The following is a 22,652-nucleotide window of genomic DNA, read 5'->3' on the forward strand; positions in this document are numbered from 1 at the left end:
GTATGACGGCTTCCGACATGCCAGGTGCCGCGGCCGGTGACGGTACTTCGCTCTCCGAAGCAACGGCTGCCTTTGCCCGCATCGGCATCCTCTCCTTTGGCGGTCCGGCCGCGCAGATCGCGCTCATGCACCGCGTTCTGGTCGAGGAGAAGAAATGGCTGTCTGAGCGTCTGTATCTGAACGCGCTGAGCTTTTGCATGCTGCTTCCCGGTCCCGAGGCCATGCAGCTTGCCACCTATGCCGGGTGGCGCCTGCACGGGGTCGTCGGCGGTCTGATCGCAGGCTTGCTGTTCGTCCTGCCGGGCGCCGCCGTCATGCTGGCACTTGCCGTAATCTATGCGCTTGTCGGCGATGTGCCGCTGGTGAGCGCGCTGTTCCTCGGCATCAAGGCGGCGGTGCTGGTCATTGTGGTGGAGGCCCTTCTGCGGGTTGCCAAGAAGGCTTTGCACCTGCCGCGACACTGGATGATCGCGGCGTTGGCCTTTGTCGGCATCTTCTTTTTGAACCTGCCGTTCCCGCTGATCATTCTGGCGGCGGCGCTCTACGGGTTCCTTGCCGGTTCCGACCCGGCCGATCATGAAGACCACGCCGCCCGCCGCGTTCCGACCATGAGCACCCTGCGTACTGTCGTGCTGTGGCTCGCTGTCTGGTGGCTGCCGCTCCTTGCCGTCGGCGCGCTATCGGGCGAGCCGATACTGGCCGAACTCGGCCGATTCTTCTCCAAGCTTGCGGTCGTCACCTTCGGCGGCGCCTACGCGGTGCTTGCCTATATGGCGCAGGATGTCGTCAACCAGTACGGCTGGCTTTCGGCGGGCGCGATGATGGACGGTCTCGGGCTTGCCGAGACGACGCCGGGACCGCTGATCCTCGTGACAGAGTTTGTCGGCTTCCTGTCGGCCTTCGGCGAAGGCGGCATCGCGCTCGGGATTGCCGGCGCGGCTGTGACGCTTTGGGCGACCTTCGCACCGTGCTTCCTGTGGATCTTCGCCGGCGCACCCTATATCGACTGGATCGGGGCACAGCCGCGACTGCGCGGCGCGCTTTCCGGCATCACCGCCGCCGTCGTCGGCGTCATCCTCAACCTCTCCATATGGTTCGCGCTGCACGTGGCCTTTTCGCAGGTGTCCGCCGAGCGTTACGGGCCGGTGACGCTGTGGCAGCCGGAGGTGGCGACACTGGACTGGCGTGTCATCATCCTTGCCGTCCTTTCCGGCGTGCTCCTGCTGCGCCTGCACTGGGACATATTGCGGGTCCTGGCGATTTCCGCCGCCTGCGGTCTGCTGCTGAGCTATGTCTGATCAATCACCGAAAGGGCCGGAAAATGTCATCGCCCGTCACTGCCTTCGTGTTCGGGATCCGGCCGAACAGGTTGATTTTTATTGCAAAGTGCTGGGCATGCGGAACTTCGGAACCGCCGACGAGCCGCTACTCGGTTACGACAGTGAACAATGTCTGTTGGAACTGCTGGACGGCGCGGACGAACCTTACGTCGCGCGGACGGACGGACTTTACTGGAAAATCGGCATCACGCTGCGCGACCTCGATCATGCTGTTAATCACCTCAAGCAAAGCGGCCTTGCCGTCAGCGAGCCGCGGCAGTTCGGCGATATCGGCTATATGAGTCACCTGCGCGATCCGGCCGGATTCGCGATCGAGCTGCTACAGCACGGCTTTAAGGGCAGGGCGCAACCGGCAGGGACGGGCCATCCGGTCGGCGGACAGGCCACGCTCGCCCACATCACGCTGCGGGTGAACGATATTGCTGCCGCCCGGGCCGATCTGGAGGGTCGGCTGGGCATGCGGCTGATTTCGGTCCAGCCGGTGACGGACTACGGGTTTTGCCTCTATTTCTTTTGCTGGAGTGATGAGGTTCTACCGGACCCGGATCTTGAATCAGTCGCCAATCGGGAGTGGCTTTGGGCGCGCCCCTATGCGCTGCTTGAACTGCAGCATGTTCCTGGCGGAACAATATCCGAGCCGGACAGCGGGCGCGACGAAGCCGGATTTGCAGGCTTCGGATGGCGTAGCGACATTGGCGGAAGCCGTCATTATCTGCGCCCGGACGACATGCTCGGCTGGCTCTGACGGTTCCGAAATTATCCGGCCGGAGACTGCAGTGTTCTCCATCTGCCGGGCGACAGGCCGAAGGCGCCGCGGAATTGCCGGGTCATATGGCTCTGATCCGCGAAACACGACAACAGCGCGGCGTCCGCCAGCGACTTGCCGTCCCGGATATGACCCATTGCGATGTCGAGCCGTCGCAGCGTGACAAACCGGTGCGGCGACACGCCGAACGCCCGCCGGAATTGCCGGGCCAGAGAGAACCGGTCGAAACCGTGCACGACTTCGAGCTCGGTCATAGAAACCGACCGCGGCGCCAACTCGAGCAGATGATCGCGAACGCGCCGCATCGCCGGCCGATCCACCTTTGCGTATGGCAGTCTCGCGGAGCACGCATGCATGGCGTCGGCAAGCCGTGTGAGCGCGCCCGCCTCGAACAGCGGGTCGCCGTTTTCAGCCGTGTCCGGAAAGAAACCCCCGATCGCGTCTACGAGTTCGGCTCGTTTGCAGGCGGCCAAATCCACAAATGGCAGGCTGCCGTCGCCCAGCGCTTCCGAGATCCGCTGCGGATCGATATAGGCGATCCGGTAGCCATAGCCGCGGTCGTCGCCTTGCCGGCCGTCATGCACTTCGTCCGGATGAAGAACGAACACGTCCCCCGGCAGCGAGTATCGGCCCTTTCCCCGGTACCGGAATGTCTGGACGCCGCGGGTCGTATAGCCGACCGCATAGGTGTCGTGGCGATGCGGCGAGAACGCGATATCTCGGAAAAAGGCTCGCGCCCGGTCAACACCCGGCGCAGCGGCGCGATGCTCAAAAGTGCTTTGCGGTCGTTCCGTGGTCATCTGCACGATCGTTCAAGACGCATTTTACAGGCGGCGGCTATTTTCTTTCCGTTTGTAACCGGAGGCAACGGTGGGCGAGTATATTCTGCTGATTGCGGCGGCGTTTCCCCTGATGGGCAGCCCCGGTCCGGCAACCATGAGCCTGGCTGCGATCGGCGCTGCTTACGGGGCCCGGCGCGGTTTGCTTTACCTGCTTGGCATCATCGCCGGAACAGCGACCGTACTGATCCTGGTCGCGACCGGCGTATCGGGATTGATCACCGCGCAGCCGGCGCTCGTGGGCGTGATCACTGCCGCAGCGACGGCCTACATACTCTATCTCGCATACCGCATAGCGACGGCGCCGGTCGGGAGCGCGGATCCGTCCTTATCCGCATCACCGTCGGTTTACGGCGGATTCATGCTCGCGCTCGCCAATCCGAAGGCGTTTGCTGCCATCGGCGCCGTCTACTCGGGCCGGCAGCTCGTCCCATCCAGCCTGCTGCACGATGCCATGGCTAAATTTGCCGTGCTCTTTGCCGTCATTGTCATCGTGAATTCGGCCTGGCTGCTGTTCGGATCGGCCTTTTCCGGTCTGCTTCGGGACCCGAAGCTGGGGCGGATTGCCAATATCGTGTTTGCGCTGCTGCTTGTTGCCTCTGTGGCACTGGCCGTCTTTGTCGCCTGACCGGCAGAATTCCGGATCGTTCGGCAGGCGGTCACGGAAAAGCGAACCAGGACACGTCCAGGTTCCGGCCCCTGAACGGTGCCTCCAATATTTCAGAGCTGCCGAGGCAGAGTTTCGCAAAATCGCAATCCTTCAGCCGCTCGGCGCCCCACGCGGAGGCCCCATCCATGGAATTCCAAGGTGACCGGTCGCCGTCGCGCCAGAGGATTCCGCCCGGCCCCATGCCGAAATGAAGGGCCACCTGGACATCGAAATCCGGGCCGCTTTCGAATGTCGGCCCGTGCCAATAGTGCGGGCTTCGATCCGCCTGCGGCTGCAGGCTCACGGTCAGACGGCGGCTCCGTCCGACAAGGCCGATCCACAAGGATGTGTAGGCTCCGGTTTTTGACGGCGCGGCAAGCAGTTTCTGGGGTTCACCGCTGTAGCCGGCGGCCAGGTCGCCGCGCAGGCGCCAAACAATGAATCGATCCGGGCCGGCTTGACCGGCCGGGATGCTGAATTGCCGATCCGGCCAACCTGCGGAGGACGGCACGTCAGGCGGCCAGTTCAGCCGCTCGCGCACGACGCCGGCCTCATCGACAACCTGATAGCGCAGCCCGTTGCCGTCGACGCAGGCCTGGACGAAATGGTGATACTCGAACTCCCGCGGCGAAAGATGCGCCGTTCCGGCGCCGCCGGTCGTGATCTGCAGCACCCCCCGATGGACCTGTACGTCGAAAGCGAGGATATGGCTGCACAGATAGGCGGTGACGTCGTGCCTCACCAGCAGGTCCCGGAAAGGCGCGGCGTATTCGTCGCCGATCGTGCGCTGGTAGGGTCCTGAATAGCCATTGACCGGGAACACCGGGTGATGGCCGGCAACGAATTTCCAGCGCGCGTCCGCGTTCGAATTGAGCACCTCGGCGAGCCATTCGGTCTCCACATGACCCTCTCCACCCAGACCGCGCCACATCGTGTTGACGAAGATCATCAAGAGGTCGCCGCGCCGGACGAAATAGGAGAGCGCCTTCTGTTCCGCCGGACCGTTTTGCGGCAGGTGCGCATGCGTTTCCTGATAAACCCGCTCGCTCAAGGCGTTGAAGACCGTGTGGTTTCCGGTGGTGTTGTAAATCGGGATGTTCGGATCCCGGAAGCGGCGCATTTCTGTGCCGTCCCAGTGCCGCCACTGTGCTTCGAGGGCCTTCTCGTCGTTGACCAGACCCATGATCTCATCACCAAGGAAGGCAATGAACTCGGGCGCCGGTGTCATCCGGGAGATGACGGAATTAACCCGCGCCAGCGTTGCTTCATGGGCTGTTCCCGGAACTCCGGAGCAGCTGTCTCCGCAGACGACAAACTGGTGGCCCGATCCTTGAGGAACGAGGGACCTGATTGGAGTTCGGTTCTTGTCGCCGGGTCCGGATTGCATCGCCTGCACAGTCGTTGATCGAAAAAACCCGCAGTTTATCCGAATTCCTCCGATGCTCAATCGGCGGGGCGCAGGATCAAATATTCACCGCGCCGCGCGACCCAGCGCCCGCATCTTGTCCAGCCAGGTCTGACGCCTGGCATCGCTTGCCTGTTCAACCATGCCGAACAGGGTGCTGCGTATCGGGCCGATTCCGACAAATCCGAGGATGTTGCGCTGCAGGTTTTTCAGGCTGTGCGCCATGAAAAAGTAGCGGTAGGCGAGGGCGGGCATGCCCATGGTGACGACGATGCGCGCCGATTTACCTTTCAGCTTCGCCTTCGGGAATGAGTCGCCCTCGCTCATGACGACGCCGGGCCTGAAAACCTGCTCCAGAAATCCCTTCAGGAGCGCCGGCATGGTTCCAAGCCAGAGCGGATAGATGAATACGATGTGATCGGCTTCGAGACAGGATTTCTGCGCATCGACCAGGCCCTGCGGCGTTCCGGCCGCCCCGGCGTTCCATTCCGACTGGCTGCGCAGCAGCGGAAAATCCAGATTGCCGACGGAAATCATGGTGACGGTGTGCCCGGCGCCCTCGGCGCCTTCCGAATAGGCGTCTCCCAGTGCGTGACAGAGCCGGTTGCCGCCCGGATCCGGGTGTCCCTGTATGATTGCGATCTTCGCCATGATCCCGTGCCTTCCTTGGCTGGACAGCTATCAAAATAGAGGACAAACAGCCGCGCGTTCTTGACCCAACGCAAACCATCGCGAAGTCTGTTCCAGGAACAGTGGAAGGGCCAATGGCGACAGAACGCGAGAAAATGCAGGCCGGGCAGATGTATTGCTGCGTGGACGAAGAGCTGGATGGCCTTCGGCAGCAAACCTATACCGCTGTTCACCGTCACAACACGATGAGCCCCCGGGAGCGTGGCGATATCGCGCCGGAACTCAGGGCCCTCTTCGGCAAGGCGGGCGAGGGTATCCGCCTCGAGGCGCCGTTTCATTGCGTCTACGGCTACAACCTTTATCTCGAAACACGCGTCTACATGAATGTCGGCTGCGTCATCCTCGACACGGCGCCGGTCCGGATCGGGACCGGTACGATGTTGGGGCCGGGCGTGCACATCTATTGTGCGGAACACAGCAAGGACGCAGTCGAGCGCGCCGCCGGTCTGGAGATCGCAAAGCCGGTCACGGTCGGCGCAAATGTGTGGATCGGCGGCGGCGCAATCCTGCTCCCCGGCATCACGGTCGGCGACAACGCCATCATCGGGGCGGGCAGTGTGGTGACGCGCGACGTCTCGGCCGGCGCGACCGTCGTCGGCAACCCGGCCCGGCCGATCGGGTCGGCCTGACGGGTTTGCGCACGCCGGCGCCGGCGGTCACGAATGAATACACGTAATAAAAATTGCTCACGGACTATAGTACGGCGTAGACATAATTGGTGATCAATAGTAGGATGCAATTACTGGTTTAGCTGAAATACTGATAAAATACTGCGGAGTGACCTTGTGCCTGCAGTAAAAGTAACTTGCATCCATGGTGTTGGACACCATCCGAACGGCGGAGCGTGGCAGGACAACTGGGAAGCCGCGCTCGATCGCTCGCTCGCCCGGCTCGGCAAGCCGGTCGAACTGGAAGTCGCCTATTTCCTCTACGACCACATCTTCGAGGCATTCAATATCACCCCGCAAAGCACGCTGGCGGCACTGACCAAGCTGGCCGCCAGCGGCCTTGTTCACGGCATCGGCGATCTGCTGTCGCCGAGGGAGCGCGCGCTGCCCCGGCCCGGCGCGCGCGCCGCGCGCGGTCTCAGCGACTCCGTTCGCTGGACCGCCGGAATGGTGGTTCAGTGGGCCGACAACATGGCGTTGCGCGAACAGCTCCGATCGGCACTTGAGGAGCACATCAACGTGCTCGACCCGCAAGTGATATTTGCCCATTCCCTCGGCAGCCTGATCGCATACGACACGTTCCGGCATCCCGCGCACCGCACGCTGGTGAAGGACAGGACGTTCGTCAGCTTCGGCTCTCAGATCGGCAATCCCTTTGTCCGGGCCCAGTTCGCCGGCCGTATTCAGCCGTTGGACGGGGCCTATTGGTACCATCTCTTCAACATTCACGACGATGTGCTGACGACCCGCATCCCACTCGCCGACGACGGTTTCGAAGAGGTCGACACGACGTTCGATATCCCGGGTGTGACCGATCACTTCGCGCCGCGTTACCTGGAACATGAGGGCGTCACGCATTCGGTCTGGTCGGATCTGCTTTCAGGCAAGCGAGATCGCACCAAGGCACGCGCCGTGCGCGGCGAAGTGCGCCGCGGCGGCAGCCATGACCGGCGGGCGCTGATCATCGGCATCAATGCCTATGACGATCCTGAAATGCGGCTCGACGGCTGTGTCAACGACGCGTTCCTGATGAGCGAGCTGCTTCAGGAACACGGGTATGAGTCAGAGAACATCAGGCTGCTGCTCGATCACCGGGCGACGGCCGTCGAGATCTGGCGGCGCCTGGAATGGCTGCTCGAGGGCACCAGGAAGGGTCAGCACCGGATCCTGTGCTTTTCCGGTCATGGCAGTCAACTCGCGGATTACGGCGCGGACGAGACGGTCGACCGCGTCGATGAGTGCCTGGTTCCCTACGACTTCGACTGGAGTCGCGAGCGCGCCATTACCGACGACCGGTTCCATGATCTCTACAGCCAGCTTCCCTACGGCGCGCACTTCACCGCGATCCTCGACTGCTGCCATTCCGGCGGCATGACAAGGGCGGGCGGCGCCAAGCCGCGCGGGCTGACGCCGCCGGACGACATCCGCCACCGGACCATGCGCTGGGATGCGAAGAACGGTGTTTGGGTCACGCGCCGGCCGCCGGATCAGAACCTGGATCTGGAGGGCAACCGCGCCGTCAGGAAGATCGGCTATCTCGGCGAGGACGGTCAGCGGCGCCTGATGCGCTCGACCGACCTGCTGACCATGGATAACCGCGCCTTCAATGCCAAGTGCGAGGAACTGGAGCACCACGGACCCTATCTGCCCGTGATCCTGCAGGCCTGCCAGGAGCACCAGCTTGCCTATGAATACCGCCACGGCGTCACGTCCTACGGGGCGTTCTCCTATTCACTGGCGCGCATTCTGCGCGATCCGGACCATACTGGCGCCGATCTGGTGCGTCTGGAGCAGCTGACCACCCACCGTATCAAGCAGATCGCCGACAACCAGGTGCCCAATTTCGTGGCGCCCGGAATGCGCTACGACGAGCCGCTCTTCAACACCAAGAACTAGCGAGACGCAGGAGGAATTAGGCATGCAAGCAGCGAAACATATGTGTTACGACCGCATCCTGCCGCAGGACCTCGTCAGGGTTCAGCGCACGCGCATGGTGGGCGGCCGCCAGCGCGCCATAAGCCTGATCGGCAAGCAGTGGGCCAATGGCAGCACACTGCGTATCCGCTTCCTCGGCGGAACGCAGGACCAACAGGACATGGTGCGGTCGATCGCGCCGAAATGGACCGACTACGCCAACCTGACTTTCGAATTCACGGACGACCCGCGCGCCGAGATCCGGGTCACCTTCGATGAGAATGACGGTGCCTGGTCCTATGTGGGCACCGACAATGCGCAAATACCGCTGCACGCGGCGACGCTCAATCTTGGCTGGCTGGACCAGGGCGTCATCCTGCATGAATTCGGCCACATGGCGGGCCTCAGCCACGAGCACCAGAACCCGGACGGCGGTATCGTCTGGAACGAGCAGCAGGTCATCGAAGACCTGTCGGGTCCGCCCAATTTCTGGGACGAGGCGACGATCCGCCACAACGTGCTCAACAAATACAGCGCCGACCAGGTGCACGGCACCGAGTTCGATCCGCATTCGGTCATGCTCTACGCATTCCCCGACAGTTGGACGACCAATATGGGCGCCACAAGCGAGAACAGTGACCTGTCGGAACAGGACAAGGCCTTCGTCGCCAGCGCCGTGATGTATCCGGGCAGGGGCGGCGCGGAAAGCGACATAACCGAACTCGACATCAGGCGCGGAACAGAGGCGGCGATTTCCGAGGCCGGGGAAGAGGATCTCTACAGCTTCAAGGTCAAGGAGGACGGCATGCATATCGTGGAGACCACGGGCTCCACCGATGTCGTGATGGTGCTATTCGGACCCGACAGCAAGACGAAGAAGATCGCCGAGAACGACGACGGCGGGCGCGGCCAGAATTCGCGGATAGCGGCCCGTTTGCGGCCGGGCACCTATTATGCCGCCATTCGTCACTACAACCCGCACCGGACCGGCGAATACCGCATCATGGTAACCGCCTACTAGCGGTGCAACGCTAAAGGGACTGGTAGAGCCCGAGGGCCAGATTGAGCATGGCCGCGACAATCAGCGCGGCGAATGTCAGCCCCATGCCAAGCGTCCGCGAGCCGGGAACCTCGGGTTGCCGGCTCACGCCGGCCGCATGAATGAGGCGGCCGGCGACGAGGATCAGGCCGATGCTCGCTGTCATCCAAGCCGGTGCGGATTGCAGTTCAGCCATCGCCATCAGCAACAGGCCAATCGGCACATACTCGGCGAAATTCGCGTGCACCCGGATGCAGCGCAGCATCTCGGCGTCGCCGCCGTCGCCGAGCCCGATACGCACCGTCCGCCGGGTGGTGATCACACGCACGGCAAGGTAGACGTAAAGCAGGGTCAGGCCGCCGGCAAAGATCGGAGTGACATACATAGCGGCAAAGGCTCCCGTATCTGGTTCGCCTTTGCATTACGTGTATTGCGGTCAATCGGATTACCGCGCCGTGCCGGGTGCAGCGCCGGCAAATTACCGCGCGACCTGATAGGCCCAGAAGTGGCCGGCGCCATCATTGCAGTAATTGGCGTCCGAGAGCTGCTCGAGAAGGCGTATGCGGCCTCCATCGATCAGCGCACCCGCCACATCGCGGTAGTTGCTTTCTTCGTAATACTGGACGCGGGTCGACAGCGCGATAATGCCGCCGGGCCTGACAAGGTCGACCAGGACCCCGAGCGCTTCGGGCGGCACATGGCCGAGGGTGAACACGCCAACGGATATGACGATATCGAAGGTTGCGCGTTCGTATTGCGCGTCGGCCTTCATCAGGTCGACATTGCCGACCGCGCTTTTGTAACAGCCGCGTTCTTCCGCACGCTCCGCCATTTCCGGCGACAGATCGCATCCGTGGATTTCCCGGAATCCGATGTCATGCAGCGCTTTTCCCGACAGGCCGGTTCCGCAGCCGGCGTCAAGCACTCTCAGCGCGTTGCGGTCCGCTCCGCGCAGCCTTTCGGCATGCTTGTCCACCAGCCCGGCGACGATGCGCGGACCGGAATAGGCGATATCGACGACGTCCTGATCGTATTTCTCCGCCCAGATGTCGTAAAAGCGTCGAATGGTCTCCGGATTCCCGTCGAGATGGAGGGCCGCGTCGACAATCTCGTTGTCTGAAATCGGCTTTTTGCTCATTCGCATCACCCCGCTTGTCCGTATGCGCGAACTTGCCCGAGCTGGCAAAAAGAGGATAGCCTTATCGAGACCGGCGGCGCAATTGCGCGGCTCCAGAACGACCGGGAGTATTGGAAGATGAACGAGTGGCTGGTACTGGCGGCGGTCTTCGCGATCTTTCTTCCCGCGCTTATTCTGCCCGGACCGGATTTCATCGCCGTCGTGCGCTCGTCCATGACCCGCGGCGCGGGTGCGGGACTAATGACGACGCTGGGCGTTTCGACGGGACTGGCGCTTTACGCGACGCTCAGCCTTCTCGGTCTGTCGGCCATTCTGGTCGAATATCAATGGCTTGCCTGGTCGGTGAGGGTTCTGGGCGGTTGTTACCTTGCCTGGCTCGGCATCAGGCTGCTGTTTTCCAAGCCCGAAGCGATCGACGTTTCGGACGAAAGTCAGAGGAAAAGAGGAAGCGCATTCCTGTTCGGCATTCTCGTAACGCTGACCAATCCGAAGGCGATTGTCCTGTTTGCCAGCGTCTTTGCGACGGCCGTGACCGGGACGACGCCTGTGTGGCTAATGTCGGCGATGATCGTTCTCGTCTTTTGCAGCGCGCTGGTCTGGTATGCGCTGGTCAGCCTCTTCATGTCGTCTGCGCCGGTCATCCGGCGGTTTCAGAACGCCCGGCACTGGATCGAGCGCGCCGCCGGTGTCTGTTTCATCGGCATCGGCGGGCGTATCCTGGCCGACGCCCGCAATCCGGTGACCCCGTAATGGCACTGAAAACAGAAATTGATCGCGCGTTGTGGTAGAAGAGGCCATCAACCCCGAGGAGGCAGGTGGATGAAGAAATTGCTGTGCGGTTTGCTACTCATTACCGGCGGACTTGCTGCCGGGCTGGCGATGGCAGGCGACGAACTGGATGTACCGGTCATGATTTGGGCGGACGGGGATTTCGATACCTGCGCGGTCGGTGCCGTCACCGGTCTTGATCCGAAGGGTGACAATTTCCTGGCCGTAAGGGCGGGACCCGGTACCGGTCATCACATGCTCGACAAGATCCACACCAACGACCGCGTCTGGGTCTTCGACGAGAACAACGGCTGGTACGGCATTGCCTACGGCTCGCCGAATATTTCCTGTTCGCCGGTCCGCAACAACCGTCCCTATGACGGACCCGGCTCCACCGGTTGGGTATTCGGCAAATACGTCACCATCATTGCCGGATGATACTACCGGCCGGTGTGGATGAAATGCAGACGGTTGAACCGCGCGCGCAGTGCACGGACCTCCGCAGCCAGCGTTTCGGGTGCATCGGCCTCAAGGGCGCCGGCGATCAGGTCCGCCAGTGCCTCGACGTCGTCCAGCCCGACGCCCCAGCGCGTCAATTCCGGTGTGCCGATACGAAGTCCGTTCACGTCGTTGGGCACAGGGGCGATCGGCAATCCGATCCCGCAGGCGAGGAATCCCGCATTGCGCAGTTTTTTTGCCGCCGTCTGGCCACCGCCATAGCGCCCCGCCTCAACGGCAAACTGGTGTGAGTCTGTAAAGCCTCGCTCTTTGCCGAATAGGGGTACGTCACGGGCATCCAACGCTTCGGCCAGCCGGCGCGCAAGGGCGATCATCGCTTCACTGTAGGCTGCACCGAATTCGCGCCAGTCGAGCATGGTCAACGCCAGCGCTGCCGATTTCGCGGCGTCGAAATTGGCTGTCATCCCGGGAAACGCGATTGCGTCGAGTTTTTCAGCAAGATCGGCACTGTTGGTGACGATCAGGCCGCCGGCCGGCCCGCCCAGGCTCTTGTAGGTGCTCATCGTCATGAGATGCGCACCCTCTTCTAAAGGTGCCGGCCAGGCGCCGCCGGCGATGATGCCGCATTGATGGGCCGCATCGAACAACACCAGCGCATTGCAGGTATCGGCGATCTCCCTGATCTGCCGGACCGGATGCGGAAAGAGATTGAGGCTGCCGCCAACGGTGATCAGCTTCGGCCGTACACGGCCGGCGAGTTCGGCCAGTCCCTCAATGTCGATCGTATACCCGTCCGGATTGACGGGCGCTTCGTGGATCTCCAGACCGTAGAGTCCCGCGCATCCGGCATTGTGATGCGTTACATGTCCGCCGATTTTCGCCGGGGGAGCGATTATCGCATCGCCGGGCCTGCATGTGGATATGAACGCGTAGAGATTTGCCATGGCACCGGATGCGACGCGGATTTCTGCGTAGCTCGCTTTGAAAACCTCGGCACAAAGTTCCGCTGCGATGACCTCAATCTCCTCGATTGCTTCCAGCCCCATTTCGTATTTCTCGCCCGGATAGCCGAGCGACGGCCGCGAACCGAGGCCGGCGGCAAGCACCGACTCGGCGCGGGGATTCATCACATTCGTGGCCGGATTCAGGTTGAAACACTCCCGTTCGTGGATGTCCCTGTTTTTGTCGATCAGCGCGGATAAGCGGTCGGCGAGCGCCGCCGCATCGGAGTTGGCGGTTTGCCCGGCAAACGCCTGGACCATTTTTTCGCAGTGATCGGGAACCCAGTTCCTGTTTTTTAGCGCCGTCATCGGTCACCCCTTCGTGTCTTTCGAAAATCAACCAGACTTGATGCGGACGCGCAAACCAGTTTTTATAAAGCTAGGCGTAGAAAAACTGAGTCTCGAAATGGCTGTATCGCCACGCAGGCCCAAGGGCCCGCCGCTCAACGCGTTGCGCGCCTTCGAAGCGGCGGCAAGACTGGGCGGCTTTGCCGCCGCAGCGGAAGAACTGTGCGTAACCCCCGGTGCCGTCGCGCAGCACATCAAGGTCCTGGAGGAATGGGCAGGGGCAGACCTTTTCGAACGGCGTTCGCAAGGCGTCAGGCTGACTGCGGCGGGCGCTGCCATCGCAGGTGATTTCACCACCGCGTTTGATAAACTCGGCGAAGCTGTCCAGGCCATGCGGACCGCGACGGTGCCGCATCAAGTCCGCATCGCGGCACTTCCCAGCCTGGCGCAATTGTGGCTGTCGCCGCGCCTTCCCGCCATACGCAAGGAATTTCCCTTGCTGGTTGTCTCTGTAACGGCAACGGAACAACCGCCTAACCTTCGCCGCGAACCTTTCGATCTGAGCCTGTTTTATGTCGATGAAAATTCTGTACCGCCTCAAAGCGTCATAATCGCTGACGACGTGATTTTTCCGGTCTGTGCACCGGCACTTGCGCGGCGTCTGGAGACCGTCTCCGATCTGGCCGGCGCAACGTTCCTGCACGACGCTTCCTGGCCGGATGACTGGCGGCTTTGGCTTGCCCATTTGGCTCCCGACCTGCCGGTGGACACGGACGGGCCAAGCTTCTCGCTATACGCGCTTGCCGTTGAAGAAGCCGTCAATGGTGCCGGTGTGCTGATCGGCCACGAAGCACTTGTAAGACGGCAACTGGATGCCGGCAGGCTGGTGCCGTTGTTCGACACCCCGGCAACGCTTGGCCGGAAGCTCGTTCTGGAATCTGCGCACCCTCCGGGCGCCAATTCCCTGCTGGACGCTGTCGTGGCCGCATTGAAAGAATCGGTTCCGGACTGATCCCGCTGGCGCCGGGGCTTCATTACAAAAGTTTAATCCGTTGAGAGCGACCAGATTGTTTCGGCCGCCCGTTTAAAGGACAGAATAGTCTTGGAGAACAGCCGTGATGGCATTTTGGAAGCAGGCCGTTATATCACTGATTTTGCTGATGGTTTTCGCCATCGGCTTTGCACTCTTTTCCTATGGTCCGGGCGCGGTGCCCGGCCTTTCCTCTGGTGCCGCGACGGCTGGAATCCCAGGCGGCGGACAGGCTGGCGTCCGCGAGCGCCTTGCGCCGCTCGTGGTCCTGTCGACGGTCGAAACGGCGACCACGGACGACATGGTCAAATCGGTCGGCACGGCCCGGGCAATCGAAAGGGCGACGCTGTATCCGGAAGTCGCCGGACGGGTCTCGCAGGTCAATGCCGCCTCCGGTGCACGGGTCGAGCAGGGTGACGTCATCGTCCAGCTCGACGACCAGGTGCAGCGACTTGCCGTTGACCGGGCCAGTCTTGCTGTCGAGGACTCCGAGGCGCAACTGCAGCGCTTCGAGACACTCGCCGCGCGCAATACCGTCTCGGACGTCCAGCTCAGCGATGCAGCACTGGCGCTTTCCAATGCCCGGCTCGATCTGCGGGAGGCCGAGGACGCGCTCGCAAGACGCACCGTTATTGCACCCTTTTCCGGCGAGGTCGGGCTGATCGATGTGGGCGTCGGCGACTATGTGACGACGGCGACACCGGTGACCACGCTTGACGAGCGCGAGACCCTGCTCATTGAATTCCGGGTACCGGAGCGCTTCGCCAATCAGATCGCGCACGGCCAGCCGATGACGCTCTCGACACCCGCCTTGCCCGGCCTTGTCCTCGACGGCGCGATCAGCGGCATGGACAGCCGCATCGACACGGTTTCGCGGACCCTGACAGTGCAGGGGACCATTGCCAATCAGGACGACCTGATCCGGCCGGGCATGTCGTTCGAGGTGTCCCTGTCCTTCGCCGGCAACAGCTATCCGAGCGTCCCGTCGCTTGCCGTCCAGTGGGACCGGGACGGATCGTACGTGTTCAAGGCCAATGGAAACACGGCCGAGAGGACAGCCATCTCCATTGTCGCGCGCAAGGACGGCCAGGTGCTTGTCGACGGTGAGATCGCGGCCGGCGACAGCGTGGTCAGCGAAGGCACGAATGCCGTCCGAACGGACCAGCCGTTCCGTACGCCGAGCGAGACGCCGGCACCGGCAACGGGAGCGTGAGTACAATGTCGAGAATAACGGACGAACTGAAGGGCCTTCCCGCGTTTTGCGTGCGCCGACCGGTGTTCGCCATCGTCATCAACCTTTTGGTGATCATCGCCGGGCTGGCGGCCATCATGGCTGTGGAAATCCGCGAATTGCCGAGCACGGACCGCCCCGTCGTCACCATCCGCACGACGTATTCGGGCGCAACGCCCGAGACGGTCGACACGACCGTGACATCGGTTCTGGAGGGCGCCGCTGCGCGGACGCCGGGCGTCGCCTCGATATCCTCGAGATCAAGCTTCGGCTCCAGCCGCATTACGGTCGAATTCGCATCGTCCGTCGATGTCGACACGGCGGCCAATGACCTGCGCAACGCAATTGCCCGATCAGAGCGGTTGCTGCCCGATTCCGCCGACACGCCCCTGGTCATCAAGGCCAATGACGACGACAGTCCGATCATCCGGCTCGCCGCGACCACCGATCGCATGCCGATCGAGGAACTGACGCAGATCGTCGACAACCAGATCGTTGACCGGCTATCCGCGGTCCCCGGTGTCGGCGATGTAACGGCCTTCGGCGACCGGCAACCGGTCTTCAAGGTCGATCTCGACCTGATGGCGCTGGCAAGCCGCGGCCTTTCGGCGGCCGACGTCCGATCGGCGATAGAGCGCGTGACGTCCGATACCCCGGCCGGATCGCTGGTGACCGGCGGCACCGAAATCCTCGTTCGAACGGACATGAATGTCGGCTCCGTCGCCGATATCCGGGATTTGCGCATAGACGAAAACACGCGGATCGCCGATGTCGCGGATGTGTCCTACGGTCCCGATGAGCGAACCTCCTATCTGCGCGCCGACGGCAAGACCGGCATCGGCATCAACATTGTCCGTCAGGCGCAGTCGAACACGCTTGAGATCTCCCAGGGCGTCGAACAGGCGGTGGCCGAGCTTCAGCCGGTATTGCCGGACGACGTCGATCTGCGCGTTACCTCTGACGACGCGGTCTTCATCGGCGCGGCGATCCAGGAGGTCGTCAAGTCGCTGCTGATCTCGACGGCCATCGTGGTGGCGGTGATTTTCCTCTTCCTGCGCACGGCCGGAGCGACGGTCATACCGGCGGTAACGATCCCCGTCGCCCTGATCGGCACGGTGGCCACCATCTGGCTCGTCGGATTTTCGCTGAACATCCTGACGCTGCTGGCCTTGCTGCTTGCGACGGGCATGGTGGTCGACGACGCCATCGTCGTCTTGGAGAACATCGTGCGCCGGCGCCGTCAGGGCGACGGCAAGCGCGCCGCAGCGGTCCGCGGAACGCGCGAAGTCTTCTTTGCGGTGATCGCGACCACGGCAACGCTCGCCGCGGTGTTCATCCCGATTTCCTTCCTGCCGGGGACGGTCGGCCAGCTTTTCTCGGAATTCGGATTTGTGCTTGCCATCGCAGTCGCGATCTCGTCCTTCGTCGCGCTGACGCTGGTGCCGATGCTCGCATCGCGCCTTTCGGGAGGCGCTTCCGCGAAAGCGCGGGTGACCTGGCTGGAGCGCATCGGCACGGCGTTCGCCGGCGGCTACCGGTACCTGCTGCGCGCCGCCATGGCCGCGCCAATGGTGGTCCTGGTTGCCAGCATCATCTTTTCTGGCTTTTCCTACCACCTGTTCAACAACCTGCCGCAGGAAATCACGCCGCGCGAGGACCGCGCAAGCATCCCGATCGTCGTTCAACTGCCGCAGGGAACCGAGCTCGAGATTGCCAACGAGAAAATGAAGCAGATCGAGGCGATCGGCGAGGAACTGATGGAAGCGGGCGAGGTCGATTCGCTGTTCAGCATCGTCGGCATGCAGGGCGGCAACCGCGGTTTCATCATATTCCGGCTGGTCGAGTGGGACGCGCGCGACCGCAGCCAGTCCGAGATCGTCTCGGACATCAACCGCCGCCTGGCCGAAATTCCTGGCGTGTCCGCTTTCGCCCGACAGCCCAACACGCTGGGCCTTCGCGGCGGCGGTAGCGGGCTGCGCTTTGCCCTGACCGGCTCGAACTACGATGTCCTGTCGGATGCTGCGGTTGACCTGACCCGTGCAATGGCGGACCGCTTCGAGGGTCTGGGCAATTTCGATATCGGCTACGACACCACGCAGGCGGAACTGTCGATGCGGGTCGATCGCGACCGGGCGCGCGAGCTCGGCATCGATCTCGACGATGTCTCCTCCTTCGTCGCCATCGCGCTCGACGGGCGCGAGATCGCCGAGATCCATCAGGACGACAACGCGATCCCGGTGATGCTGTCGATCGGCGAACGCGCCATCGCCGATCCGGGTGACCTGGAGAACCTGTTCGTGCGTGCCGGCGACGGCACCATGGTGCCGCTGTCGACGGTCGTCGAGGTCACGGATACGGCCGTTGCACCGCAATTGACGCGCGAGGAGCGCATGCGCGCCGTACCGATCTCGGTGCCGCTGGATGCAAATTATGACCTTGAGAGCGCGGTTGCGGATATGCGGCACACGGCCGAGGAAGTCCTTCCCGCCGGTGTCGAGGTCACGTTGCTGTCGGAAGCTGCACTGCTTGAAGAGACGTCGACGGGCATGGGGCTGGTTTTCATCTTCGCCATCGTCATCGTTTTCCTTGTGCTTGCGGCGCAGTTCGAGAGTTTCGTCAGCTCGATCGTCATTTTGTTGACGATCCCCTCCGGCGTGGCCGCGGCTGTCATGGCGATCGGCCTGACCGGCGGCACGATCAATGTCTACAGCCAGATCGGCATCATTCTCCTGGTCGGCATCATGGCCAAGAACGGCATCCTGATCGTCGAGTTCGCCAATCAGCTTCGCGAGCAGGGTCTCAATGTGCGCGAGGCGATCGAAGGCGCCTGCATGCGCCGGCTTCGGCCAGTCATGATGACCATGATATCGACCGTGCTGGGAGGACTGCCGCTGATCCTGGCCTTCGGCGCCGGTGCGGAGGCCCGCATGGCGCTTGGCTGGACCATCGTCGGCGGTCTCGGCTTCGCAACCGTGTCTACATTGTTCCTGACACCGGTCGCCTACAACCTGCTTGCCGGCTTGAGCAGCTCACGCAATGCCGACGAGCAGCGTCTGATCGAAGAACTTGAATCCAGCGGAAAGGAGGCCGGCGCAGCCTGAAGGAAAGTCACGCGGCACGTTTGACGGCGGCGGGGACGGATTGATAGCCTGACATCTCATTTGGCACGAGGCGGAAGGCCATCCATGTCCCCATCCCAGTCGGACGGCGCGGTTCGCAAGGACGGCGAACTGATGCGCCGCATTGCCGCGGGCGACACCGGCGCGCTGCGCCAGATCATGGATACGCATGGCCCGAAACTGATCAGACTTGCCTTCGGTATCGTCGGCCGGATCGATGAGGCCGAGGACGTGGCCCAGGAAACGCTGCTCGCACTTTGGACCGCAGCGCCCGAATGGCAGGCGAAATCAACGGTGAGCGCCTATCTTCGCACCGTCGCGACACGCAAGTCCATCGATCTGCTGCGCAAACGGCAAGGCCAGGTGGATGACTTCGAATGGGAAAAACTGCTGGATCCGCAACGGGGCCCCGAGGCGGATCTGGAAGCGAGCGAGGACATGACACGCCTCACGGAACAATTGGCGGCGCTTCCCGAGAACCAGAGAACGGCGCTTGTTCTGGCCCATTTCGAGGACCTGAGCCACCGCGAGGCGGCGGAGGTGATGGAGTTGGGCATCGATGCGTATTCGTCGCTGCTGGCGCGGGCGCGGCGCTCGCTGCGTCAGAAACTTGAACAATCACAAATGGAGAAAGGAGGCGGTGACGACCATGGACGACAGAATTGAAAACCTCATCGACCTTCACGGCGCGAATCTGAATGCCTGGCCGGACCAGGAGCTGGCGCAGGAGGCGCGCCGCGCGGCGCTCAGCGATCCGCAATTCCGCCGCAAGCTGGACACCGCCAGGCGGATGGACCAATCCCTTGCCGCGCTTTCGACGGCACTGGAAAACAACGCCTCTGCAGGCACGCGCACCGCTCGCATGCAGGACGCCATTCTGGAGCGGATCGATGCGCAGGCGCAGAGGCGGCGTGCATTTTCGCGGCGCACCCTCAGCCGGCTTGCCGCGGGCATCGTGCTGGCCTGCGGGCTTGGCGTCGGTGTCGGGCAGATCGTACCCGATCCGGGCCTGTCGCAAAGCGACGCATTCGATGAATTGCTGCTCGGCTCCGGAGAGGGCCCGGCCGGAACACTGAATGGATAGACCATGAGCAGACAGCGCATACTGATCGTCACACTCGTCGCATCGCTGCTGGCAAATGCGTTCTTTATAGGGTTCGCCGCGACCCGCATGCTGGACGAACCGGCCAGCAAGCGCCAGGGCGGTATCCTGCGCGGTGTCAGCCACCGGCTGACAAAAAATCTCGACGAGGATGCACGGCAGCAAATAGCCGGAGCGCTGGAAGTAGTGACACCGCAATACAAGGCGAGCCTGGAGGCGCGCCGCGAGAACTACAGCCACCTGCGCGGCCTTCTGGCAGCGTCGGAACCGGATCGCAGCGCGATCGACGCGGTGCTCGGCGACATGACGCAGCATTCATCGGAACTTGTCCTTACGGTCCACGAGGAGGTGGTCGAAGCGATCCTGGAACTGCCCGACGACCAGCGCGCGCAAATCGCCGACAAGGACTGAGGACCCGCCTGATGCGCACACGTCTTATTGTGATGACCTTATCGGTTCTTGCGGTTCTTGGCGGCAAGGCGGCGGCGGAGGACTGGCGTGCCGAGCGGATGGAGGCGGCTGCGTTGCCGTCGGAAGGCTTTTCCGAGATTGGCCGGCCGGCGCCCGATGGCCTGCCCGACGGCCTGGTGGCAACCGCGCAAGGCGGGGACATCGCGGAGGCCTGGTATGGCGGGCCGACCCGCCGCTACGGCCACGCAATCCTCGGTGACGCGGTGGAGGCGGGCGCGCTTTTTGCAAGGACGGCCGGTGGCGCGATTGTGACACTATGGCTGCCGGAGTCCGAGGTCTTCGAGGACCGGACGCCGCGGCTCGCCGATCTCGACGGTGATGGTCGCACGGAGATCGTTACCATCCGCTCGTCCCTGACGAATGGAGCGGCGGTCACCATTTACGGTCTTGAAGACGGCGTGCTGAAGCAGCGTGCCACGACCGATTTCATCGGCCGGTCCAACCGCTGGCTGAACATTGCGGCGATTGCCGACCTTGACGGAACGCCCGGTCTTGAGATTGCCCATGTGCGCACGCCGCATATCGGCGGCACGCTGATCGTGCACGGCTATCGCAATGGTGTTCTGGTCCGTATCGCGGCCCTGGACGGGTTTTCCAACCATGCCATCGGTTCGCGCGAAATGCGGCTGTCGGCAATTTTGGATGTCGACGGTGACGGACGGGTGGAGCTTGCGGTGCCTTCGGCCGACAGGCGGGCGCTGCGCATCGTCGGCCTGGACCGGGGGCGGCTTGCCGAGATTGCTTCCGTCGTCGTGCCGGGCACAATCGGCAAGCCCGTATTGCCGGGCAGTTCGGCTTCCGACCCTCATTTTGTCGTCGGGCTCGACAACGGCGAGGTCTACCGGATTTCGCGCTGAATGATACGCGGCATTGGTTGTGAATGCGTCGCAAAGAACACACTGGATGTCGATTCGGGCGCCTTTCGCGACAAATACGGCCCCAATAATGGATGAATTGCTCAATCATTGAGCAATTGGGCCGGATTCGCGACATTGTTTTTTGTGCTGACGCTGGAGTGCGGCCCGCATCGGGAGGAGCACATATGTCAGACCAATCGCCAAGGAATAACAATGGCTTAGTTGCCAATTCAGGTCCCTGGAAAGGGTTGCATCCCGGCATGGGCCTTGCGGCAAAGGGCATGGTTGCCGCCTTTGTCGTCTTTACCGCGCTGAATGTGGATTTCGCCAACGACATTTACTCCGCCGTGCGCGGCTGGATCGAGGGCGCGCTGAACTGGTACTACATCAGTGCGGTCACGGTGATGCTGTTCGTCTGTTTCTATCTGATGTTCAGCAAGCACGGGCACATCAGGCTCGGCGATGACGACAGCAGACCCGAATTCAGCAACTTCTCCTGGTTCGCCATGCTGTTTTCGGCCGGTGTCGGCATTGGCCTCCTGTTCTTCGGCATCGCCGAACCGATGTTCTATTTCGACAACACGCAGCCGTGGGGTTATCCGAACAACCCGTTCGCCGACCAGGCGGGGGTGACGGCCATGGATTCGCAACGCGCCGTCATGGCCATGCGCGTGACCTATTTCCACTGGGGTTTCCACGGCTGGGCGGTCTACGTGATGATCGGGCTCTGTCTAGCCTATTTCGGCTTCCGCAAGAAGCTGCCGCTGACCCTTCGCTCGGCGCTTTACCCGGTTATCGGCGACAAGATCTACGGGCCGGCGGGGCACGCGGTGGATCTGCTCGCGGTTTTCGGAACCGTGTTCGGTGTCGCAACGTCGCTCGGTCTCGGGGTCAGCCAGATGGCCACCGGGCTGAACTATCTCTTCGGCATCGATCCGGGGGTCATGACCCAGGTCATCCTGATCGTCATCATCTCCATCGTCGCGACGTTGTCCGCCGTCTCGGGGGTCGGCAACGGCATCCGCATCATCTCGGAGTGGAATATCTATCTCAGCGTGGTGCTGCTCGCGTTCTTCCTGTTCGGCGGGCCGTTCAAGTGGCTGATGGGCTTCTTCGTCACCACGGTCGGCGACTATCTCTGGAACGTCATTCCGATGGGCTTCCAGACCTTCAACGGGACCGGTGATGCGGCCTGGCAGGGCGGCTGGACCATCTTCTACTGGGGTTGGTGGATCTCCTGGGCGCCGTTTGTCGGCATGTTCATCGCCCGCATCAGCCGCGGCCGGACGATCCGCGAGTTCATGCTCGGCGTGATGTTCGTGCCGACCACGATCGCTTTCTTCTGGCTGTGCGTGTTCGGCGGCAATGCCATGTTCCTGGAACTCACCTCGGACACCGGCGTCGGCACGGCCGGCATCGCCCAGCTGGTGCGCGACTGGAACCTGCCGGCGGCGCTTTACGGCACAATCGAGCGCATGACCGACATGGCCTGGCTCAACTGGGCGATGGCCGCGCTGGCGACCGTCCTCCTGGCCACCTGGTTCATCACATCGTCCGACTCCGGCACGCTGGTGATCACCACGATGCTGTCGATGGGCGACGACAACCCGCCGCAGCGTTTCCGCATCATCTGGGGCCTCGGCGAGGGATTTGTCGCAGCCGTCCTACTGCTGGCGGGCGGCCTGACGGCATTGCAGACGGCGTCGATCGCCGCCGCGTTGCCGGTGAGCGTGATCATGCTGCTGATGACCTGGGGCATCGTCAAATCGCTCAACGAGGACCCGAGCGCCGTGCCGGAGGGCGAGGAGCGCACCGCGCCCGACGGCACCAGCCTCAGTCGTGAGTTGCATGCCTGACAGCCGGAGCTAAACTGACAAC

Annotated in this window: 22 protein-coding genes; 16 read left to right on the forward strand and 6 right to left on the reverse strand. The window is 62.7% G+C overall.

The window, feature by feature from the left end; all coding sequences use genetic code 11:
* The first annotated feature begins 2 nt into the window (after positions 1 to 2).
* Entirely contained in the window at positions 3 to 1,298 is a 1,296-nt protein-coding gene (chrA, locus tag E4M07_RS14320; protein ID WP_136659018.1) for a chromate efflux transporter, read from the forward strand.
* Positions 1,291 to 2,085, forward strand: coding sequence for a VOC family protein (locus E4M07_RS14325; protein WP_136659019.1), 795 nt, complete (start codon positions 1,291 to 1,293; stop codon positions 2,083 to 2,085). Before chrA ends, E4M07_RS14325 begins: the two co-directional genes overlap by 8 nt.
* 11 nt (positions 2,086 to 2,096) lie before the next feature.
* On the opposite strand, the gene E4M07_RS14330 is transcribed toward E4M07_RS14325, so the two are convergent.
* Entirely contained in the window at positions 2,097 to 2,906 is an 810-nt protein-coding gene (locus tag E4M07_RS14330) for an AraC family transcriptional regulator (RefSeq protein ID WP_136659020.1), read from the reverse strand.
* A 70-nt stretch (positions 2,907 to 2,976) separates the two neighbouring features.
* Here E4M07_RS14330 and E4M07_RS14335 point away from each other — a divergent pair, with 70 nt between their 5' ends.
* Positions 2,977 to 3,573, forward strand: a complete 597-nt coding sequence (locus E4M07_RS14335; protein WP_246660453.1) for a LysE family translocator — start codon at positions 2,977 to 2,979, stop codon at positions 3,571 to 3,573.
* A gap of 31 nt (positions 3,574 to 3,604) precedes the next feature.
* Here the strand turns inward: E4M07_RS14335 and E4M07_RS14340 are convergent, their stop codons facing one another.
* Both E4M07_RS14340 and E4M07_RS14345 read right to left on the reverse strand, forming a co-directional pair.
* Entirely contained in the window at positions 3,605 to 4,981 is a 1,377-nt protein-coding gene (locus E4M07_RS14340) for a metallophosphoesterase (RefSeq protein ID WP_136659021.1), read from the reverse strand.
* An 84-nt stretch (positions 4,982 to 5,065) separates the two neighbouring features.
* A complete protein-coding gene (locus E4M07_RS14345) occupies positions 5,066 to 5,653 on the reverse strand; it encodes an NAD(P)H-dependent oxidoreductase (protein ID WP_206057270.1) in 588 nt (195 codons plus the stop codon).
* A gap of 110 nt (positions 5,654 to 5,763) precedes the next feature.
* On the opposite strand from E4M07_RS14345, the gene E4M07_RS14350 reads away from it, so the two are divergent.
* From E4M07_RS14350 to E4M07_RS14360, 3 genes are all read left to right on the forward strand, one after another.
* The gene (locus E4M07_RS14350) at positions 5,764 to 6,318 is read left to right on the forward strand and encodes a sugar O-acetyltransferase (protein WP_136659023.1); all 555 of its coding nucleotides are present in this window, start codon (positions 5,764 to 5,766) and stop codon (positions 6,316 to 6,318) included.
* 156 nt (positions 6,319 to 6,474) lie between these two features.
* Positions 6,475 to 8,253: a caspase family protein gene (locus E4M07_RS14355; protein WP_136659024.1), complete on the forward strand. Its 1,779-nt coding sequence runs from the start codon at positions 6,475 to 6,477 to the stop codon at positions 8,251 to 8,253.
* A 22-nt stretch (positions 8,254 to 8,275) separates the two neighbouring features.
* Positions 8,276 to 9,292 (forward strand): M12 family metallopeptidase, encoded by a 1,017-nt coding sequence (locus tag E4M07_RS14360; protein WP_136659025.1) that lies wholly within the window; start codon positions 8,276 to 8,278, stop codon positions 9,290 to 9,292.
* A gap of 10 nt (positions 9,293 to 9,302) precedes the next feature.
* Here E4M07_RS14360 and E4M07_RS14365 read toward each other — a convergent pair whose 3' ends face one another.
* Together E4M07_RS14365 and E4M07_RS14370 are read right to left on the reverse strand one after the other, a co-directional pair.
* Positions 9,303 to 9,695, reverse strand: a complete 393-nt coding sequence (locus tag E4M07_RS14365) for an MAPEG family protein (protein ID WP_136659026.1) — start codon at positions 9,693 to 9,695, stop codon at positions 9,303 to 9,305.
* A 93-nt stretch (positions 9,696 to 9,788) separates the two neighbouring features.
* Complete coding sequence (locus E4M07_RS14370; RefSeq protein WP_169054221.1) at positions 9,789 to 10,448, reverse strand: class I SAM-dependent methyltransferase; 660 nt, start codon at positions 10,446 to 10,448, stop codon at positions 9,789 to 9,791.
* A 117-nt stretch (positions 10,449 to 10,565) separates the two neighbouring features.
* Here E4M07_RS14370 and E4M07_RS14375 point away from each other — a divergent pair, with 117 nt between their 5' ends.
* The gene (locus tag E4M07_RS14375) at positions 10,566 to 11,198 is read left to right on the forward strand and encodes a LysE family translocator (RefSeq protein WP_136659028.1); all 633 of its coding nucleotides are present in this window, start codon (positions 10,566 to 10,568) and stop codon (positions 11,196 to 11,198) included.
* A 69-nt stretch (positions 11,199 to 11,267) separates the two neighbouring features.
* Complete coding sequence (locus E4M07_RS14380; RefSeq protein ID WP_136659029.1) at positions 11,268 to 11,654, forward strand: SH3 domain-containing protein; 387 nt, start codon at positions 11,268 to 11,270, stop codon at positions 11,652 to 11,654.
* A gap of 2 nt (positions 11,655 to 11,656) precedes the next feature.
* Here E4M07_RS14380 and E4M07_RS14385 read toward each other — a convergent pair whose 3' ends face one another.
* Positions 11,657 to 12,985 carry an aminotransferase class I/II-fold pyridoxal phosphate-dependent enzyme gene (locus tag E4M07_RS14385; protein ID WP_136659030.1) on the reverse strand — a complete coding sequence of 443 codons (1,329 nt, stop codon included), beginning with the start codon at positions 12,983 to 12,985 and terminating at the stop codon, positions 11,657 to 11,659.
* 97 nt (positions 12,986 to 13,082) lie between these two features.
* On the opposite strand from E4M07_RS14385, the gene E4M07_RS14390 reads away from it, so the two are divergent.
* From E4M07_RS14390 to E4M07_RS14425, 8 genes are all read left to right on the forward strand, one after another.
* Complete coding sequence (locus E4M07_RS14390; RefSeq protein WP_136659031.1) at positions 13,083 to 13,976, forward strand: LysR family transcriptional regulator; 894 nt, start codon at positions 13,083 to 13,085, stop codon at positions 13,974 to 13,976.
* Positions 13,977 to 14,082: 106 nt separating this feature from the next.
* On the forward strand, positions 14,083 to 15,207 hold the full coding sequence (locus E4M07_RS14395) for an efflux RND transporter periplasmic adaptor subunit (RefSeq protein WP_136659032.1): 1,125 nt from the start codon (positions 14,083 to 14,085) through the stop codon (positions 15,205 to 15,207).
* Between the two features lie 5 nt (positions 15,208 to 15,212).
* A complete protein-coding gene (locus tag E4M07_RS14400) occupies positions 15,213 to 18,326 on the forward strand; it encodes an efflux RND transporter permease subunit (RefSeq protein WP_136659033.1) in 3,114 nt (1,037 codons plus the stop codon).
* A gap of 84 nt (positions 18,327 to 18,410) precedes the next feature.
* On the forward strand, positions 18,411 to 19,010 hold the full coding sequence (locus E4M07_RS14405; protein WP_136659034.1) for a sigma-70 family RNA polymerase sigma factor: 600 nt from the start codon (positions 18,411 to 18,413) through the stop codon (positions 19,008 to 19,010).
* Positions 18,994 to 19,428 (forward strand): hypothetical protein, encoded by a 435-nt coding sequence (locus tag E4M07_RS14410; RefSeq protein ID WP_136659035.1) that lies wholly within the window; start codon positions 18,994 to 18,996, stop codon positions 19,426 to 19,428. The genes E4M07_RS14405 and E4M07_RS14410 overlap by 17 nt, the downstream gene beginning before the upstream one ends.
* A 3-nt stretch (positions 19,429 to 19,431) precedes the next feature.
* The gene (locus E4M07_RS14415) at positions 19,432 to 19,857 is read left to right on the forward strand and encodes a periplasmic heavy metal sensor (protein WP_136659036.1); all 426 of its coding nucleotides are present in this window, start codon (positions 19,432 to 19,434) and stop codon (positions 19,855 to 19,857) included.
* An 11-nt stretch (positions 19,858 to 19,868) separates the two neighbouring features.
* Positions 19,869 to 20,774: a VCBS repeat-containing protein gene (locus E4M07_RS14420; RefSeq protein WP_136659037.1), complete on the forward strand. Its 906-nt coding sequence runs from the start codon at positions 19,869 to 19,871 to the stop codon at positions 20,772 to 20,774.
* Between the two features lie 260 nt (positions 20,775 to 21,034).
* Entirely contained in the window at positions 21,035 to 22,630 is a 1,596-nt protein-coding gene (locus tag E4M07_RS14425) for a BCCT family transporter (RefSeq protein ID WP_206057258.1), read from the forward strand.
* Positions 22,631 to 22,652: the final 22 nt, after the last annotated feature.

It is taken from the genome of Nitratireductor sp. XY-223 (genome assembly GCF_004959855.1).
Lineage (GTDB): Bacteria > Pseudomonadota > Alphaproteobacteria > Rhizobiales > Rhizobiaceae > Hoeflea_A.